The sequence below is a fragment of the Halobaculum litoreum genome (genome assembly GCF_030127125.1).
Classification (GTDB): Archaea; Halobacteriota; Halobacteria; order Halobacteriales; family Haloferacaceae; genus Halobaculum; species Halobaculum litoreum.
The window spans coordinates 743,845-761,089 of sequence record NZ_CP126156.1 but is presented as its reverse complement, the minus strand read 5'-3'; the positions used below and the strand labels follow the sequence as shown (position 1 = coordinate 761,089).

Genomic DNA, 17,245 nt, shown 5'->3' with positions numbered 1-17,245 from the left:
AACGCCGCCGGACCCAGACACCGACGATGGGAAACGCGGATCTCCGTGACATCGCGCACATCGAGGACGTCTCCTTCGACGACGTCTCCGGGGTCGTCGCGGTGGACGCGCACAACTGGCTGTACCGCTACCTCACGACGACGGTGAAGTTCACCAGCGAACACCGCTACACGACCGCCGACGGGAAGGAGGTCGCGAACCTCATCGGCATCGTGCAGGGGCTCCCGAAGTTCTTCGAGCACGACCTGACGCCCGTGTTCGTGTTCGACGGCGGCGTCACCGACCTCAAGGACGACGAGGTGGCGAAGCGCCGCGAAGCCCGCGAGCAGGCCGAACAGCGCCGGAAGGCGGCCGAGGAGCGCGGCGACTCCGTCGAGGCCGCCCGGCTCGAGGCGCGCACCCAGCGGCTCACGGACACGATCCACGAGACCTCCCGGGAGGTGTTGCGCCTGCTCGACGTGCCGGTCGTCGAGGCGCCCGCCGAGGGGGAAGCGCAGTGCGCCTACATGAACCGCGTCGGCGACGCCGACTACACGGGGAGCGAGGACTACGACACGATCCTGTTCGGCGGGCCGCTCACGCTGCGACAGCTCACCTCCTCGGGCGACCCGGAGCTGATGGACCTCGAGCGGACGCTCGCGGACCACGACCTCACCCAACAACAGCTCGTCGACGTGGCGATGCTGTGCGGCACGGACTTCAACGAGGGCGTGCGCGGCATCGGCCCCAAGACCGCCCTGAAGGCGGTGAAGGAGCACGGCGACCTGTTCGCCGTCCTCGACGCCCGCGACGCCGACATCCCCAACGCCGAGCGCGTCCGCGAGTTCTTCCGCTCCCCGCCGGTCACCGACGACTACGACATCGACACGCGGATCACGCCCGACGTGGACGCCGCCCGCGCGTACGTCGTCGACGAGTGGGAGGTCGACCCCGACGAGGTGGCGCGCGGCTTCGAGCGCATCGGCGACGCGCTCACCCAGACCGGGTTGGACGACTGGACCTGACGGCCACGCACGCGGCACGGGAGGCCGCCACACGCCGAGGGCCCCGCCATCGGTCGGATCCGATGGGATTAACACGTCCCGCGGGGTAGCAGAGAGTACGCTCGGTTGGTGTAGTCCGGCCAATCATGTTGGCCTTTCGAGCCGACGACATGGGTTCAAATCCCATACCGAGCACTTCTGTCGCACACCGCCGTCGCCGAGCGACCGCCACCGGTCACGTCGTGCGCCGCTCGCCGTCGTAGGCGTCGACCCAGTCGTCCACGGCGCCCGCCAGGACGCCGGTCGTGCTCCCCAGGTTGAGGATCCGGTAGCCCGCGTCCGCCTTCGCGTTCACGTCGTCCATCCCGAAGCCGAGGCCGCCGAGCGGCACGCCGGCGTCGAGCGTCTTCGACACGACCGTCTCGACGGCGTCCCGCACGTCGGGGTGGTCGAGTTCGCCGGGGTGGCCCAACGACACCGAGAGGTCGAACGGGCCGACGAACACGAACCCCAGCTCCGGAATGTCGAGGATGGCGTCGAGATCGTCGACCGCCGCGCGCGTCTCGACGGTCGTCCCGATCAGCGTCTCGCGGTCCTCGCGGGCGACGTAGTCGTCGACGGTCCCCCACCGACTCGCGCGCGGCGAGGCGAGCCCCCGGTCCCCGGGGACCCCGTCGACGCGGAACCGCGCCGACCGCACGGCCCGGGCGACCTCGTGGGCGGACTCGATGCGCGGGAGGAACAGCGACCGAACGCCGAGGTCGAGGCACTTCCGCACGGTCGCCGGCCGCGCGTCGGGTGTCCGGACGAGCAGGTCGATCCCCGTGCGTTCGGCCGCGCGGAGGAGGTGTTCGAGGTGGGGGCCGTCGGGACTCGGGCCGCCGTGTTCGAGGTCGATCCACACGAAGTCCAGACCGAGGTCGCCGAACAACTCCACGAGGGTCGGGCTGTACGTCGTGTCGAGCACGCCGAGGGCGACGGCGTCGTCGTCGATGCGCTCCCGGATCGTCCGCGGGGCGGTTGTCGTGGCCATACGCCCGCGTCGTCGCCGGGGGCGCTAAACCCCGGTCACGACTCCCGCCGACCGGTGAACTGCCAGCGGCGCCGGAGTGGGGCGGGCTGTCACCGGAGCTTCCGGTAGCTCTCCTCCAGATCGATCATCGGCTCCGGGTAGTCCATCCCCAACTGCACGCCGTACTCGGCCTGCTCGGCCTCGGTCAGCTCCCACGGCTCGTGCACCTTGCCGGGCGGGACCTCCGACAGCTCCGGGAGCCAGTGGTTCACGTACTCGCCCGCGCCGTCGTACTTCGACGCCTGTTTGAGGATGTCGAAGTAGCGGTCGCGGTTGTCGTTGCCGACGCCCGCGATGTACGCCCAGTTGCCGTAGTTCGACGCGGGGTCGTAGTCGACCAACTGCGTCTCGAAGTACGCCGCCCCGCGGCGCCAGTCGAGCCGGAGGTTGTTCGCGAGGAACGAGGCGGCGTTCTGGCGCGCGCGGTTGCTCTGGTAGCCCGTCGCGTTCAGCTCCCGCATCGCCGCGTCGACGAACGGGATGCCGGTCTCGCCGGCGGCCCAGCGCTCGAACTGCTCGTCGTCCTCGCGCCAGTGGATGTCGTCGCGGCCGCGGATGCCGCCCCGCCCGAAGAAGTCGGTGCCGTGCTTGGCGAACTGGAACTGGAAGAAGTCACGCCAGATCAACTCGAACAGGAGCCAGTACGTCGAGTCGTTCGCGACCCGCTCGCGCTCGTAGCGCTTCACCTCGCGGCGAACCCGCCGCGGCGACAGACAGCCCTCGTTGAGCCACGCCGACAGCTTCGAGGAGAACCCCTGCCCCAGCAGGCCGTTGCGCGTCTGTTTGTACTCGCGCAGGCGGTCCTCCTCGAACAGGTAGCGGTCGAGGCGGTCCAGTCCCGCCGACTCGCCCCCCTCGAAGCCGACCGCCCCGCGGTCGTCGTGGTCGGTGTCGTCGACGCCCAGATCCGCGTTCGACGGGATCGAGCCGGCGCCGACGGCGTCGACCGGTGCCCCCGGCAGGGTCGGGTCGGGGAGCGGCTCCCGGACCTTCGCATCGTTCTCGACGGTCTCGCGGAAACTGGTGTAGGTGTCGGAGATGTCGGTGTACTCGACGGGGAGGTCGTTCAGGTGGTACAGCGTGTGCGTCCAGTGGCGAGCGGGGGTGACGCCGAGCCCGCGGAGCCGGTTCCGGACGGCGTTCTCGACGCCGGCCTCCTCGGCCGTCGGGAGCGTCTGGAAGTGCACGACGTCGGCGTCGACCGCCTTCGCGACCGCCGGGACGACCACCTCCGGGCGCTCGTGGCGGACCACGAGGTCCGACCCGCGCTCGCGCAGGCGCTCGCGGAGGTCGGCGACCGCCTCGCGGCGGAAGCGGGTGCGGTGGGCGCCGGTCTTCTCGAAGCGGAAGGAGCTCCGGCCGCCGAACTCGCGTTCGCCGTACTCGCGGGGGTCGAACGCGTACACCGGGAGCACCGCGTCGGCGTCACACGCCTCCAGCAACGCCTCGTTGTCGTGGACCCGCAGGTCGCGTCTGAACCAGACTACCGCCGTGTCGTCGGCCATCGTCCCGGCTACGGCCGGGACGGACTTCAACGCGTTCGCCGTCGGGACGACAACCCGCCGGCCGTACCGGACGGCCGGACGCGGGCCGGCGGCGCCGGCTCAGGCCAGCCACTCGTCGGGCTTGGTGTCGTAGTCGGCGTCGGCGGCCGCGATCCGGTCGGCCAACGCCGGCTCCAGTTCGTGGCGTTCCACCTGGTCGCCGTCGTAGCGCAGGCGGATCGCCGCCTCCTCGCCGCGGGGCTCGCGGCCGCGCCGGCGCGCGACCTCCAGCTCGTGGTCGTCGTACTCGGTGACGACCGTCGCGAGGTTCACCGGGCGCCCCCACAGCTCGAACACCCGCTCCAGCGTCTTCGTCGCCTTCGGGAGGTCGAGCGCGACGCCGTTGTACCGGTGGCCGAGCAGGAGTTCGCCGCGGTTGTCGTAGTTGCCGTCGTACACCGCGATGGTGGGTTTCCCGAAGTTGGTGAACCGCAACAGGAGCTTCTTCTTCACGTCGTCGGGGTCGACGCTGGCGACGCGGTAGCCGCCGGCCGCGTGGGAGTACTCGTAGGTGAAGTAGTTCCCCTCGACGACGAACTCCTCGGTGAGGAACTCGTCGATGAACGTCACGTCGTTGTGGCTCTCGCGCACCTCGCGCATGCGCTCCCAGCCGGCGCCGTAGTCGACGTCCGCCAGCGCCGTCTCCACGTCGGGGTACACCTCGTCGTCGAACATGTACCGGGCGAGCCGCTCCAGCTCCGAACGCCCCACGCGCTGGAGGAAGCCGCGGTTGGCGGGCTTCGACAGCGAGAAGTGCCGCTCGCACAGCCCCTCGTAGGTGAGCACCGCCCACGGGTACGCGTCGGCGTCGAGGTCGCCGACCAGCGCCCGCTCGAGCGCGTCGGCGTCGACGCGCGGGTCCTCGGGGTCGAGGTGCTCGAGGGTGTCGGCGGTGAGCCCGGCGATCGCCGGGTCCGGCTCCAGCAGGTCCGCGACCGCGTCGAAGTCGACCACGTCGTGGAGGGTGCGCCACGTGACGCCCTCGACGCGCAGGAGCTTGTCGACGACCTCCCGGCGGTTCGCCGTGTTCTCGACGTACTGCCAGATGGCGAGCCCCAGCGCGTAGGGGTTGAGCCCGGGCGAGCCGAGCACGCGGCTCATGTGGTCGGCGTAGGTGACGAACTCGTCGTCGCCGGCGAAGCGCTCGTCGCCCATCATCAGCGACTCCCAGTAGCTGGCCCACCCCTCGTTCATCACCTTCGTCAGCTTCTGGGGCGCGAAGTAGTACGACTCGCGGCGCAACAGCTCGATCACGTCGTCCATCCACGGCTCGCGGTCGACGGCCTTCCCCTCCTCGGCGTCGAACCGCTTGCCGTGCTCGCGGAGGTACCGCACCACGTCGAGGCGCGGCTCGGGGAGGTGTTCGCCCTCCCGTTGGGCGTCGATCCACTCGTCGTCGAACACCTGGTCGCGCACCTCCGCCGACAGACCGAGGCGGTCGAGGCGCTCCTCGATGTCGACGAGGTCGGCGTCGGCGTCCTCGACGCCGCGCTCGGCGGCCAGCGCCCGGTGCTGGTCGATGGTGTCCTCGACGCACAGCACGGCGTCGATCAGCCGCTCGACGTCGCCGCGGTCGACCTCGGGGTCGTCCACGTAGCTCGCGATGGCGTCGGCGTGGCGCTCCAGCATCGCGGCGGCGTTCGGCTCCTCGCGGTCGCCGGCGAAGCGGCCGAACCACTCGTTGTTGCGGAAGAAGTCCGCGTGCGCCTCGACGTGCGTGATGACGGCCTTCTGGTCGGCGTCCGTGTTCGACTCCTGCAGGAACGCGTGGCAGGGGTTGTCGTTGTTGACGATCTCGAACGCCTTCCCCATCCCGAACGTGTCCTGCTTGCGCTGGCGGTCGTACTTCATCCCCCACCGCCAGTGCGGGTACCGCGTCTGGAACCCGTCGTAGGCGATGAGTCGGTTCATCTCCTCGTGTGTCACGACCCAGTAGCGCACCGGGTACGGGCGGAGGCCCAGCTTCTCGGCGAGCTCCCTCGCCTTCTCGGCCGGCTCCTCCAGCCCGGCGGCGACGCGCCGGGTCGCGACTCTGTCGTCGTGGATCATGTCAGGTGCCCTCCGTCGAGAGGATCTTCCGGATCGCGTCGGGGACGTCCTCGGGCCCGGCGACGCGGGCGACCACGACGTTGTCGCGGTCGGCCAACTCGCGCTCCACCTCCTCGGCGTGGGTGGCGTTGATCGTGTTGCCGCCCGGCTGGGTCTCCACGTACGCGTGGAGGTTCGCCGGGATCTCGCGCATCAGCGGCACGACGTTCTCGACGGTGTCGTTGCTGGAGTTCTCGGAGTCGCCGGCGGCGAACACGTAGCGGTTCCACTCGCTCCACGGGTACTCCTCGAGGATCTCCGCGGCCAGCGCGTACGCGCTGGAGATGCGGGTGCCGCCGCCCGAGCGGATGCCGAAGAACTCCCCGCGCTCGACCTCCCACGCGTCGGCGTCGTGGGCGACGTAGCGGAACTCCGCCTCGTCGTACTTCCCGGTGAGGTACCAGTCCAGCGGCGTGAACGTGCGCTCGACGAGCTCGCGCTTCGTCTTGCGCATCGAGCCGGACACGTCGCGGATGTTGACGACGACGACGTTCTTCTGCTTCTTCTCGATCACCTCGGGCTGGCGGTAGCGCTCGTCCTCGCGGCGGAACGGCACGTCGCGCAGGCCGTCCCGGCGGATCCGGGCGCTCACCGTCTCCCGCTCGACGCGGTCGGCGAAGTCGTCGAAGTCGGCGTACTCGTCCATCGCGACCCCCTCGGCGGCCAGCTCGTCGTACGCGTCGCGGATCCACGCCAACGAGACGAGCACGTTGTCGGCGCGGCAGAACTCGAACACGTCGCGCGCGTCGGCGCCGGCGACGCGACACGCCTCGCGCACGTACCCCTCGTCGAAGTCGGTCGCGAGCTTGCGCTTGAGGCCGCGCTTGAACAGCTGCTCGAAGTCGAGCGTGGAGTTGGGCCCCGCCCGCGTCAGCTCGGTGAAGTCGCCCTCCACCTCCTCGACGACGCGCTTGCCCTTCGGCTCGAGGTCGAGCCCCAGTTCCTCGTCGAGCTCCTGGGCGAACTCCTCGGGGTCCATCTCGTAGTAGTCGTGCTCGCCGCCCTCCTCGCCGGGGTCGCCGTCCTCGTCGCCGTCGCCGTCGGCGTCCCCGGGGTCGCCGGGCACGTCGACGGGCTGGCCCGGCTGGGGCGTGCCGCCCTGTCCTTGGCCGACGCCCCCCATGTCGCGCTGGCTGTACTCGAAGCTCGGCAGGTCGACGAGCTTCACCGGGATGCGGACCCGGTCGCGCGAGGAGCCCGAGAGGTCGCCCTCGCGGATGAACTCCGCCAGGTCGGGGCGGCGCCGGTCGCCGATCTCCCGGAACCGTTCGAGGTCCTCCCTCAGTCCCATCCGCCCTTCACCTCGCGCATCACGTGTCTGCTGGCAAGCTCGGCCGACGCCTCGCTGTACCCCTGTTCGGTGGTCATGTGGTCGATGGTGCGCGCCTTCACGCGCGCCGTCTCGGTGTCGGCCGGCGGGTCGTCCCACTGGCCGGGGTCGAGGTCCTCGTAGATGCGGCGGACGTCCTCCCACGAGTGCGCCTCCAACACCGCCCGGATGACGGGCACCGTCGAGAGGTCGACGTCCGCCACCGAGAAGTCCTCGTCGCGGTGCTCCCACGCGTAGCGGTTCAGCGCCGTGATCACGGTGTCGCGGCGGAACGTCTCGACGGCCTCTTCGGGCTCGTTGCCCGCGTAGTCGTCGGCGTCGAACCGGCCGAGGTGCTCCGTCTCGAACACCTTCATCAACAGCGGGTCGGGGTCGACCGCGCCGCGGTCGGTGGCGACCTGCTCGTCGGCGTCCCACGCGAACACGTGTTCGACGTACTCCTCGACGGTCTCCTCGGCGACGCCCTTGTCCGCGAGCACGGCGTCGAGCACGTCCGCCTCCTGGAGGTCGAACACGTGGGCCTTCACCGTCGCCAGCCGGCTCTCGTACTCGGCGATCTCCGCGCGCGAGAACACCGGCGCCGTCGCCAGCCCCTCGGCCATCGCGTGGAGCACGTCCTCGGGCGTGAGCACGTCCTCGACGCGCAACTCGGGGTGGACGCGGTCGGTCTCGTCGTGGAGCAGGTCGGCGATCGTGTCGCGGGTGTACGTGACCGGGATGCCGTGGCGGCCGTCCTCGCCGTCGAACTCGTACTCGTCGGCGGCGACGCGCTCCTCGCCGTCGCGGACGAACCCGCGGTCGAACAGCAGCGCCTTGTCGACGAGCCCCACCGAGTTGGGGAGGTCCTCGGCGTCGAGCCGGGTGACGACGGCGTACGTCGCCGCCGCCTCCAGCGCGTGGGGCGCGAGTTCGCGGTCGCGCATCCGCCCGCGCTCGTCGCGCATCCGCACCGTCAGCGGGCGCGCCATCCGCTCGCGCAGGCGCTCGTGTTCCGTCTCCGGGTCGGGCGCGTCGACGAGGTCGGCCCACACGGTCGTCTCGTCGGTCAGCTCCCGGTGGATCAGCTCCGTCTCCAGGGAGACGCTGGTGAGGTAGCGGAACTCGTGGCGGTCGAGCCGGCGCTTGAGCGCCTTCAGCGGGTCGCGGTCGTTGCGGTCGGCGAACTGCTCCAACTCCGCGTCCAGATCCGGGTTCGAGATGACGACCAACTGCGTGTCCAGGTCCATCCCGATCCCCTTGTCGAGCTTCACGCGCTTCTCGTCGGGGACGTTCAACAGCTTGCGCAGCAGGTCCGCGTGCTGGCTGGCGTCCTCGACGACGGTGACGAGGCCGTTCCCCTGCGAGAGCACGCCGTCGTAGCTGAACGCGCGCGGGTCCTTGCGGCCCCGGGAGTTGAGCTCCCGGAGCATCCCGGGCATCCACGAGCCGACGAGCCGCTCCTTCGGCGAGCCGTCGTCCTCCGCGTGGAGGACGCCGATGCCCGCGCCCACGTCGACGACGTAGTTCTTCACGCGCAGGTGCCGGCGGTCGGTCGTCGCCGAGAACAGGTCCCGGCGGCCCGCGCGGCGGTAGCGCTCCTCGAGGATGTCGAACGCCTCGCGGCTGAACGGGTCCAGGTCCGACTCCGCGCGGACCGGGATGTGGTCGCCGTGCGTCTCGTTGAGCGCCGCGACCAACTCGTCGCGCACCTCGTCGGGGAACACCGACAGCGGGTTCGACTGCACCGGCGACTCGTACCAGTCGTCGTCGGTGTCCTCCTCGGCCGCGTAGCTGAGCCCCCGCTCCTCGTCGCGGGCGGCGATGTTCCACTCGACGGTGTAGCGACGCCCGGCCTCCGTCTTCGAGTACGCCCGCAGGCCGTTGATCAGACACCGCTTCAGCTCGGACTTGCCCGTGGCGGTGGGGCCGTCGAACCAGTGGATCTTCTCCTCTTTCCCGCGGCCGGCGGCGACCGTGCGGAGGTCGTCGACGAAGGCGTTGAGCACGCCCGTGTTGCCGAGGACCGCGTGTTCGCCGTCGTTGGCGGGGTCGTCGAAGAAGCGGTAGCGCTCGCGCTCGACGCCCTCCTCGACGACCGTGCGGGTGCCCATCGACTCGACGGCCGACAGGAGGTACTTGGCGGCGTGGCTGGCGACGCCCGGGCGCTCGAACGCCAGGTCCACGAACTCCGCCAGCGACCGGGGCGGCTCGTAGGCCCCCTCCAGCGCTTCGTCGGCGCGCGCGAGGTAGTCGGTCATCTCAGTCCTCGAGCTCGCTCTTGGCGACCTCCGCGCCGGCGAACTCCAGCACCTCGCGGGCGCCGTCCTCGGAGTAGCCCTGCTCGGTCAGGGCGTCGACCCACGCCGAGCGCTCGTCGTCGTCCAACTCGCCGGCCGACACCAGCGCGGAGAAGTTGATGTTGTGTTTCTTGTCCTCCCACAGCTTGCGCTCCAGCGCGCGGCGGAGCCGGTCGTTGTTCTGCGGGTCGAAGCTCGACCCCTCGCGGGCGCGCCGGGAGACCCAGTTGGCGACCTCCTGGCGGAAGTCGTCCTTGCGGTCGCCCGGCACCTCCAGCTTCTCCTCGACCGAGCGCAGGAACGTCTCGTCGGGCTCCTGCTCGCGGCCCGTGAGGTCGTCCTCGACGGTCGTGTCGTCGATGTACGCCATCACGTGGTCCATGTACTTCTCGCCCTGCCGGCGGATCTCGTCGAGGTCGTACGCGAGCGCGTGGCGGACGTCCTCGATGGCGCGCTCCTTGTACTCCTCGCGGACGAGTTCGAGGTAGCGGTGGTACGTGTCGAGCTTCTCCTCGGGGATCGAGCCGTGGTTCTCGAGGTTGTTCTCGAAGTGCTTGAACACCGCCAGCGGGGAGAGGTACCCCCGGCCGCGGTGCCTGGAGTCCATGATCGCCTCGGCGATCTCGTCGCCGACGAAGCGGGCGGAGACGCCCTCCATCCCCTCGGCGATGTCGGCGACCTGGTCGCCGTTCTCGCGGAGTTTGCGCTCGTCGATCTCGTCGGTCTCGTCGATCTCGCCGTTGTACGCCTTCACCTTCTGGATGAGCGACACCGACTCGTCGGTGGGCTCCTCCAGCCGGGTGAGCACGCCGAACAGCCCCGCCATCTCCATGGCGTGGGGCTCGATGTGGATGTCGGGCACGTCGGCGTTGCGGAGCATCTTCCGGTAGATCTCCGCCTCCTGCTCGTACTCGAGGACGTACGGGTAGTCGATCCGCTTGGTGCGGTCGTTGAACGCCTCCATCTTCTCGTCGCCCTTCTTGTCCCGGTACTCGGGCATGTTCGTCCGGCCGACGATCACCTGGTCGATGTCGATGCGGGGGTTGTTGCGCGGCTTGATCGTCTGCTCTTGACTGGCGTGGAGGAAGTCGTACAGGAACTCCCGCTGGAGCTTCAGCAGCTCCTCGCCGGAGAAGATGCCGCGGTTGGCGTTGCAGAACGCCCCCGCGTAGTCGAACGCGCGGGGGTCGTTCTCGCCGTACACCGCGAGCTTCGAGTAGTTGACGTCGCCCGTCAGCTCCGTCTCGTCTTGGTTCTTCTTGTCCTTCGGCTCGAACGTCTCGATGCAGCGGCGCTGGTTCTCGTCGGCGACGAGCCGCACGACCTCGACGTGGTTCTCCAGCACCTGCTGGAGGTCGTCCTCGTAGTGGGCGAGCAGTTCGTCCATGTAGAAGCCCGACGCCGGGTCGAGGCTCTGCTCGTTGCGGATCGTGTACGGCGCGTCGAGCGCCTCGTTCATCGCCGCTATCACCTCGTCGCGCTGCTCCTGCGGGAGCAACACGAGCGGGTCCTGGTTCATCGCCGACCGGACGGTGTCGTCGGCGGGGTCCTGGTCCTCGATCACCGAGCACAGGTCCGTCCACCGGAACGTGTACATCCGGCCCGCGTCGGAGCGCGTGTAGTCCTCGAAGTAGCGCCGGACGAGCCAGTCGAAGTGGCTCTTGCCCGACCCCACCGGCCCGAGCAGCAGTTTGATCCGCTTCTCGGGCCCGAGGCCGCGCGCCCCGGACTTCACCTTGTTCACGAACTCGTGGATGGACTCGTGGACCTCCCGGCCGTAGAACGTGTTCTCGCCGTCGTGGAGCGGGTCCTCCGAGGCGAGCAGGTACTCGACGACGCCGGCGTCCTCGTCGTAGCGCGTCCCGTAGTGGTCGAACATGTCGGCGACGCGCTGGTGGGCGTTGCGCGCGACGCGCGGGTCCGCCACCACCTCCTCGAGGTACCACGCGAAGGGCTTCGCCTCCCGGAGGTCCTCGGGGACCGACCGCCGGTACTTCTCGCTCAGTTCCGCGAGCGTGTGCGTGCTCGCCACCTCCCCTGGTGCGGTATGATCCGCGTTCTCTGTCTGGTCGCTCATGTGTGGGCCACGTCTGCGGGGACGACCGCGACGGTGCCGCTCGTGGGCTCCCGGGAGGCGTGCGGACGCCCGCCCCGTCGGCGCGCCTCTCGGCAGCCGCGGAACCGTCATGTCTTACCATACCACACAACCGCTGCGCGACCGGCGTGGGCGTCGTCTCCAACAGAACTCGTCGTGAGGGCGATCGGTGGGGGTCGCTGCCTCCGTCCCGTGGTCGGACCGAGACTGTAATGTTGTGGTAGGTGTTAACACAGATAAGCGTGTCGGCGACGCCTGCCGGTACCGACGCCCGGTAGCCTCGTCCGAGCCGCCGGCAACCCGCCCCTTCGACGCCCGTAGGCGGTGGATAGCCGTCGGCGGGGCGCCGAGCGTGGCGCCTAAGCCCGCGGCCGCGCTATCGAGCGGTATGACCGACGAACACGGCGAGACCGGCGACGACGCGGCCGCCGAACCGGACGGGTGGGCCGACGGGGCGGACGTCTCGGTCGACCCGAGCGCCCTCGGCGACGGCTGGCGCGTGTGGAACGAGGAGCCGGGCGGGCGAGCCATCGTCGTCTACCGGCCGGACGTGTTCGACGCCGACCGCTTCCCGGCGCCGTGTCTCCCGACGGTGTACCTGACGAACGGCTCGCGGCGCGCGCGACCGGGCTCGGGCCAGTACCGGACCGACGAGTGGCACGTCACGCTGTTCTTAGAGCCGGAGGTGGAGGCGGAGTCGCGGACGTTCGACGAGCGGGCTGCGGCCGTCGACGGGGTCGCCGACGTGACGAGCCGGTTCGCGGCGGGCGCGATCGACTACCGCGGCGCCTACCAGGTGCCGCGGGAGGCGTACCTCGACGAACTCGACGCGCTCGTCCGGGGCGACTGACCCGGGTCGCGACGGGCGCGCCGGCGACGGCGTTAACTCCGGGGACCGGGTAGCCGAGGGCATGTCAACCGTCACGCTCGTCGGCACCGCGCTCGCGGAGGAGGGGACCGAGTTCGTCTTCCACGGCGCCGCGAGCGCCTGCGACGGCTGTCCGTACCGCGGCCAGTGCCTCAACCTCGCCGAGGGGCGGCGCTACCGCGTCACGGGCGTCCGCGACAACACGCAGGCGCTCGACTGCGCGGTCCACGCCGAGGGGACCGTCCGCGCCGTCGAGGTCGAGCCCGCGACCATCTCCGCGAACGTCGCCTCCCGGGGCGCGTACGCCGGCTCGCGGGCGTCGCTGGAGGGGCCGTGTCCCCACGTCGACTGTCCGAGCCACGAACTGTGCGAGCCGCTCGGCGCCGACTTCGACGCGGAGTACCGCATCGCCTCCGTCGACGGCGACCCGCCCCACGAGGTGTGTCACCTCGACCGGACGCTGACGACGGTGACGTTCGAGGCCGAGGACGGGGCGTAGGCCGACCCGTCGGGTACTCTCCCGACCGAAGACTTACCACGCCGCGTTCGGTACGCGCCGCCGATGCGCCCTCCCCGTCTCGCCGTCCTCCTGTCGCTGTGTCTCCTGCTCGCCGGCTGTGGCGGCGTGACCGACACCGGCGGCCCCGACGCCCGGACCGTCAACCCCGCGCTCGACGACACGCCGACCGCCTCGCCGACGCCGACGGCGTCGGCACTTCCGCGGGGGGTCACGGCCGACGGCGTCGACACGCGGGCGGTGACGGCCGCCCACGAGGACGCGCTCGACGGCCGGTCGGTGACGGTCGAGGTGTCGCGCACCCGGACGCACACGAACGGCTCCGTCCTGCTCGACACGGTCGTCCGGTCGTACGCGGCTCCCCCCGAGCAGTTCCTCGTGTCGGAGGCCGAGGAGACGCCGTACCGGCTGGCCGACGGCGACTCCGTCAACCGTACGCTGTGGCGCAACGACACCGTCTCCGTCCGTCGCGTGGGCGACGACGGCGCGGGCACCGTCGTTCACGACACCGACGTCCCCCGTCAGCGGGCGTTCAGCCCGACGGGCGCCGCCGAGATCCGCGAGATCCTCGGCCCGTACAGCCTGGTGTACTCGGGAGCCACGACGCGGAACGGGACGGTTCACCACCGGCTCACCGAGGCCGACGCCGGCCAGCCGTCGGTCCCGCTGCGCTCGAACGTCTCGGTGCTGGTCGTCGTCACCGACGAGGGCGTCATCGAACGCGCGACCGTCCGCTACCGGACGACCGAGTACGGCGAGCCGATGTCGGTGACCGTCGACGTCCGGGTGTCGAACGTCTCGGCGACGACCGTGCCGCGGCCGCCGTGGGTCGACGCCGCGCTCGCGAACGAGACCGGGTCGTGAGCGCCGCGCGTCACTCGTCGGCGTCCGGCGTCCGCGTCCCGCTGGCGTTGACCGCGGCCAGCTCGTCGGTGTCGAGTTCGCGCATCGGGTCCGGGAGCGCGGCGGCGGCCTCGTCGAGGGCGGCCATCGCCTCGCGGACCGCCGCCGACTGCGGGCCGTCGCCGAGGTTGAGCAGCCGGAGGTAGCCGCGCGCGAGCGCCGTGTACACGCCCGCCTCCGCGAGGTACGAACAGCCGAGCATGTTCGCCCAGACGTGCCCCGGGCGGTTCACCGTCCGGTGGAACGCGTACGGCTCGCCGAGGCCGCCCTCGACCGCCGCGACCGCCAGCGACGACAGCCGCGCCTTCGCCTCGCACCACGCCGCGAGGTGGTCGCCCCAGTAGCCGCGCAGCCGGTCGGCGTCGTACGCGAGGTCGATGTCGTAGCCGAGCGCGTCGAGCCCGCGGGCCTCCAGCGCGTCCGCCACGTCCGCGCCGGCGGCGACCGGGTCGGCGTCGGTGCCGCAGACGACCCGCAGCGTCGGCACCTCGTAGCGACCCGCGGCGTCCCAAAACGAGTGGAACCACAGCGACACCGACCCGCGGTCCGTCGCCTCCCGCATCGCGGGCGCGACGACCCGGGTGAGCACGCGATGTTTCCCGGCGAGCGTCCCGTCCGTCTCGGCCGCGAGGTCCCGCCACGGCACCGCGACCGCGAGGTACTCCATGGTCGTCGATGGGCGGCCACGCCCGATAAAGGTCGCCGCGGCCGCGGCCGCCGCCCCGGGTCGCGGCACCGACACCGTTTTTCCCCCGCACCCGTCCCTTCGGGTAGTGAACGTTCGCGGTCCCCTCCTCGACGTCGGCGAGGTCCGGCAGGTGAGCACGCGCTACGGCGAGCGCGACCTCGCCGAGTTGACGCTCCGGCCGGACGGCGGCGCGGGCGACCCGGTCACCGTCACCCTCTGGGGGAAGTGGACCCACACCGCCGAGCACGCCGAGGAGGGGATGGAACTGCTCGTCACGGACGCCGAGCGCGACGACTACGGCGACCGCGAGGGGTACACCACCTCCCAGGAGTCGTACGTCGTCCTCGAACCCGACTTCCTCGTCGACGTGACCGACATCCGCTCGTGGGTGCAGTGCCCGCGGATGTACTACCTGAACAAGCTCTCGGGTATCCCGCTCAACTACCCCGTGGTGAAGGGGACGGTCGTCCACGAGGTGTTCGGCGACCTGCTGCGCGGCGTCGACCTCGAGGACTCCATCGACGACCGCGTCGCGGAGGCCGGCCTCGAACTCGGCCTGCTCGGGATGGAGCGCGACGAGGTCGCCGACGAGGTGCGCCGCAACGCCGCCGCCATCGAGGGGTGGCTGAGCCAGGGGCGGCTGTCGGCGGCCGACGGCGCGGACGGTGCCGACGGCGCCGACGCAGCCGCCACGACGGGCGACAGCACGCTCGGCGACTGGGGCGACGCCGACGGAGACGGAGACGACTGGGACGGCGGCCCCGACGAGACGGAGTGGCGCTCGGAGTACACGCTCATCTCGCCCACCTTCGGGGTGAAGGGGCGCGCCGACGCGCTCCGGCGTGGCCAGCCCGTCGAGTTGAAGACCGGGAAGAACCTCAAGCGCGAGCCGCGGTTCCAGGACAAGGTGCAGGCGGCGTGTTACGCGCTCCTCCTGCGCGAGCGCGGGGTGGAGGTCGACACCGGCACCCTCCTGTACACGAAGAACACCGCGCTCGACCGCGGCGAGGAGTCGGGCGACCTCTCGCCGGCCAAGGAGTTCTCCGTCGGGAAGGGGTTCCTCGACTTCGTCGTCCGCCAGCGCAACGAGATCGCGGCGACGGAGTTCGACATGACCGTCCCGACGGGGTACGAGGCCGACGCGAAGTGCGAGTACTGCTTCGAGCAGGACACCTGCATGGTCGTGTCGGGACGGCTCGACCAAGAGTCGAAAGCCGGCCAGATCGGACAGCCGCTGCCCGAGGAAGAGCGGACGTACTTCGAGGAGACGTACCGCGCGCTGGAGGAGGAACGCCGCGAGACCCACGCCGAGTACCGGAAGCTGTGGGAGCAGACCGCCGCCGAACGCGCCGCCGACGACCGCGCGCTGATCGACCTCACTCCCCTGTCTCGAGAGCCGATCGGCGACGGCCGGTGGCGACTCACCGCGCGCAAGGACTCGGACGCCGTCTCGAAGCTCCGCGAGGGCGACGTGGCGCTGGCGTCGGACGGCGACCCCGCCTCGGGCCACGCCGAGTTGGGCCGCATCGAGAAACTGGGCGACGAGGTCGTCGTCGAGACGGACGAGCCGGTCGAACTCCGCCGCCTCGACGTGTACCCCTCCGAGCTGTCGGTGTCGCGGATGCACACGGCCGTCCACGACTTCGTCCTCAAGGGCGACCCCGACCGCAAGGACGTGCTGTTCGGGCGCCGCGAGCCCGCGTTCGGCGCCCGCGACGCCGACGCCGAACCGTTCATCGACAACAACGAGGCACAGAACGAGGCGGTGACCGGAGCCGTCACCGCCGAGGACTTCGCGCTCGTCCACGGGCCGCCCGGCACCGGGAAGACGTACACCATCGCCCGCATCGTCCGCGCGCTCGTCGACCGCGGGAACCGCGTGCTGCTGTCGGCGTTCACGAACCGCGCCGTCGACAACGCGCTGGAGGCGCTCCGCGAGCAGGGGTTCGACGACGCCTTGCGCGTCGGTACCGAGACGGGCGTGCGCGGCGACATGCAGGACATCCGGCTGGTCACGCGCGGCGAGCCGAACGACCGCGCCGCGACGCTGAACTCGGCGCCGGTCGTCGCCGCGACGACCTCCACCTGCGGCTCGCGCACGATGCGCGAACAGGAGTTCGACGTCGCGCTCGTCGACGAGGCCTCACAGCTGACCGAACCGGGGACGCTCGCGGCGGTGAACCTCGCCGACCGCTTCGTGCTCGTCGGCGACCACCAACAGCTCCCGCCGGTCGTGCGCGCCGAGAACCGCCTCCGGGAGTCGCTGTTCCAGCGGCTCATCGAGGACCACCCCGACGCCGGCGTGATGCTCGACCGGCAGTACCGGATGAGCCAGCGCATCCAGGCGTTCTCCTCGCGGGAGTTCTACGACGGGAAGCTCCGCCCGGCGACGCCCGAGGTGGCCGGCCAGACGCTCGCGGATCTGGGCGTCGACACCGCGGACCTCCCACCCGAGTTGGGCGACGGCGTGAGCTTCGTCGACCCCGACGGCGCGCGCGAGGGGAACGCCAACCCCGTCGAGGCCGACCGCGTCGCCGCGGTCGTCGACGCGTACGTCGCCGCCGGCGTCGACCCCGACGACATCGGCGTCATCGCGCCGTTCCGGGCGCAGGTCGCCGAGATCGGCCGCCGGACGGACGTGACCGTCGACACGGTCGACCGCTTCCAGGGGTCGAGCGAGGAGGTGATCGTCGTCTCGTTCGTCGCCACCGGCGACCTCGACTCGCCCGTCTTCGAGGACACCCGCCGCGTCAACGTCGCCCTGACGCGGGCGAAGAAGGCGCTGTGTCTCGTCGGCGACGCCGAGGCGCTGGCGTCGGAGCCGTTCTACGCCCGGATGCTGGAGTGGGCGCGCCGGTAGTTCGACGAGCCCGCCGGGCGC

General features: G+C 71.0%; 12 protein-coding genes and 1 tRNA gene. 6 read left to right on the top strand and 7 right to left on the bottom strand.

The window, feature by feature from the left end; all coding sequences use genetic code 11:
* Window positions 1-26: 26 nt before the first annotated feature.
* Window positions 27-1,004, top strand: a complete 978-nt coding sequence (fen, locus tag P0R35_RS04040; protein ID WP_284013941.1) for a flap endonuclease-1 — start codon at window positions 27-29, stop codon at window positions 1,002-1,004.
* Window positions 1,005-1,103: 99 nt separating this feature from the next.
* Window positions 1,104-1,178: transfer RNA gene (locus P0R35_RS04035), tRNA-Glu, on the top strand.
* 40 nt (window positions 1,179-1,218) lie between these two features.
* Here P0R35_RS04035 and P0R35_RS04030 read toward each other — a convergent pair.
* From P0R35_RS04030 to P0R35_RS04005, 6 genes are all read right to left on the bottom strand, one after another.
* Window positions 1,219-2,016 carry an HpcH/HpaI aldolase family protein gene (locus tag P0R35_RS04030; RefSeq protein WP_284013940.1) on the bottom strand — a complete coding sequence of 266 codons (798 nt, stop codon included), beginning with the start codon at window positions 2,014-2,016 and terminating at the stop codon, window positions 1,219-1,221.
* Window positions 2,017-2,105: 89 nt separating this feature from the next.
* The gene (locus P0R35_RS04025) at window positions 2,106-3,560 is read right to left on the bottom strand and encodes a DASH family cryptochrome (protein WP_284013939.1); all 1,455 of its coding nucleotides are present in this window, start codon (window positions 3,558-3,560) and stop codon (window positions 2,106-2,108) included.
* 99 nt (window positions 3,561-3,659) lie between these two features.
* Complete coding sequence (locus P0R35_RS04020) at window positions 3,660-5,648, bottom strand: SpoVR family protein (protein WP_284013938.1); 1,989 nt, start codon at window positions 5,646-5,648, stop codon at window positions 3,660-3,662.
* Between the two features lies 1 nt (window position 5,649).
* Window positions 5,650-6,978, bottom strand: coding sequence for a DUF444 family protein (locus P0R35_RS04015; RefSeq protein ID WP_284013937.1), 1,329 nt, complete (start codon window positions 6,976-6,978; stop codon window positions 5,650-5,652).
* The gene (locus P0R35_RS04010) at window positions 6,969-9,254 is read right to left on the bottom strand and encodes a PrkA family serine protein kinase (RefSeq protein WP_284013936.1); all 2,286 of its coding nucleotides are present in this window, start codon (window positions 9,252-9,254) and stop codon (window positions 6,969-6,971) included. Before P0R35_RS04010 ends, P0R35_RS04015 begins: the two co-directional genes overlap by 10 nt.
* A 1-nt stretch (window position 9,255) precedes the next feature.
* Entirely contained in the window at window positions 9,256-11,370 is a 2,115-nt protein-coding gene (locus P0R35_RS04005; RefSeq protein ID WP_284013935.1) for a PrkA family serine protein kinase, read from the bottom strand.
* 406 nt (window positions 11,371-11,776) lie between these two features.
* Here P0R35_RS04005 and P0R35_RS04000 point away from each other — a divergent pair, with 406 nt between their 5' ends.
* From P0R35_RS04000 to P0R35_RS03990, 3 genes are all read left to right on the top strand, one after another.
* Window positions 11,777-12,238, top strand: coding sequence for a DUF5820 family protein (locus P0R35_RS04000; protein WP_284013934.1), 462 nt, complete (start codon window positions 11,777-11,779; stop codon window positions 12,236-12,238).
* Window positions 12,239-12,299: 61 nt separating this feature from the next.
* Window positions 12,300-12,755: a UPF0179 family protein gene (locus tag P0R35_RS03995; RefSeq protein ID WP_284013933.1), complete on the top strand. Its 456-nt coding sequence runs from the start codon at window positions 12,300-12,302 to the stop codon at window positions 12,753-12,755.
* A gap of 63 nt (window positions 12,756-12,818) precedes the next feature.
* Window positions 12,819-13,637: a hypothetical protein gene (locus P0R35_RS03990; RefSeq protein ID WP_284013932.1), complete on the top strand. Its 819-nt coding sequence runs from the start codon at window positions 12,819-12,821 to the stop codon at window positions 13,635-13,637.
* Window positions 13,638-13,647: 10 nt separating this feature from the next.
* Here the strand turns inward: P0R35_RS03990 and P0R35_RS03985 are convergent, their stop codons facing one another.
* Entirely contained in the window at window positions 13,648-14,343 is a 696-nt protein-coding gene (locus tag P0R35_RS03985; RefSeq protein ID WP_284013931.1) for a hypothetical protein, read from the bottom strand.
* Between the two features lie 106 nt (window positions 14,344-14,449).
* Between P0R35_RS03985 and P0R35_RS03980 the strand changes: the two genes are divergently transcribed.
* The gene (locus P0R35_RS03980; protein ID WP_284013930.1) at window positions 14,450-17,224 is read left to right on the top strand and encodes an AAA domain-containing protein; all 2,775 of its coding nucleotides are present in this window, start codon (window positions 14,450-14,452) and stop codon (window positions 17,222-17,224) included.
* Window positions 17,225-17,245 lie beyond the last annotated feature (21 nt).

What these genes read in the sequence shown, in the direction of transcription:
- fen (WP_284013941.1), top strand. Translation starts at nt 27, where the DNA reads ATGGGAAACGCGGATCTCCGTGACATCGCGCACATCGAGGACGTCTCC.
- P0R35_RS04030 (WP_284013940.1), bottom strand. Translation starts at nt 2,016, where the DNA reads ATGGCCACGACAACCGCCCCGCGGACGATCCGGGAGCGCATCGACGAC.
- P0R35_RS04025 (WP_284013939.1), bottom strand. Translation starts at nt 3,560, where the DNA reads ATGGCCGACGACACGGCGGTAGTCTGGTTCAGACGCGACCTGCGGGTC.
- P0R35_RS04020 (WP_284013938.1), bottom strand. Translation starts at nt 5,648, where the DNA reads ATGATCCACGACGACAGAGTCGCGACCCGGCGCGTCGCCGCCGGGCTG.
- P0R35_RS04015 (WP_284013937.1), bottom strand. Translation starts at nt 6,978, where the DNA reads ATGGGACTGAGGGAGGACCTCGAACGGTTCCGGGAGATCGGCGACCGG.
- P0R35_RS04010 (WP_284013936.1), bottom strand. Translation starts at nt 9,254, where the DNA reads ATGACCGACTACCTCGCGCGCGCCGACGAAGCGCTGGAGGGGGCCTAC.
- P0R35_RS04005 (WP_284013935.1), bottom strand. Translation starts at nt 11,370, where the DNA reads ATGAGCGACCAGACAGAGAACGCGGATCATACCGCACCAGGGGAGGTG.
- P0R35_RS04000 (WP_284013934.1), top strand. Translation starts at nt 11,777, where the DNA reads ATGACCGACGAACACGGCGAGACCGGCGACGACGCGGCCGCCGAACCG.
- P0R35_RS03995 (WP_284013933.1), top strand. Translation starts at nt 12,300, where the DNA reads ATGTCAACCGTCACGCTCGTCGGCACCGCGCTCGCGGAGGAGGGGACC.
- P0R35_RS03990 (WP_284013932.1), top strand. Translation starts at nt 12,819, where the DNA reads ATGCGCCCTCCCCGTCTCGCCGTCCTCCTGTCGCTGTGTCTCCTGCTC.
- P0R35_RS03985 (WP_284013931.1), bottom strand. Translation starts at nt 14,343, where the DNA reads ATGGAGTACCTCGCGGTCGCGGTGCCGTGGCGGGACCTCGCGGCCGAG.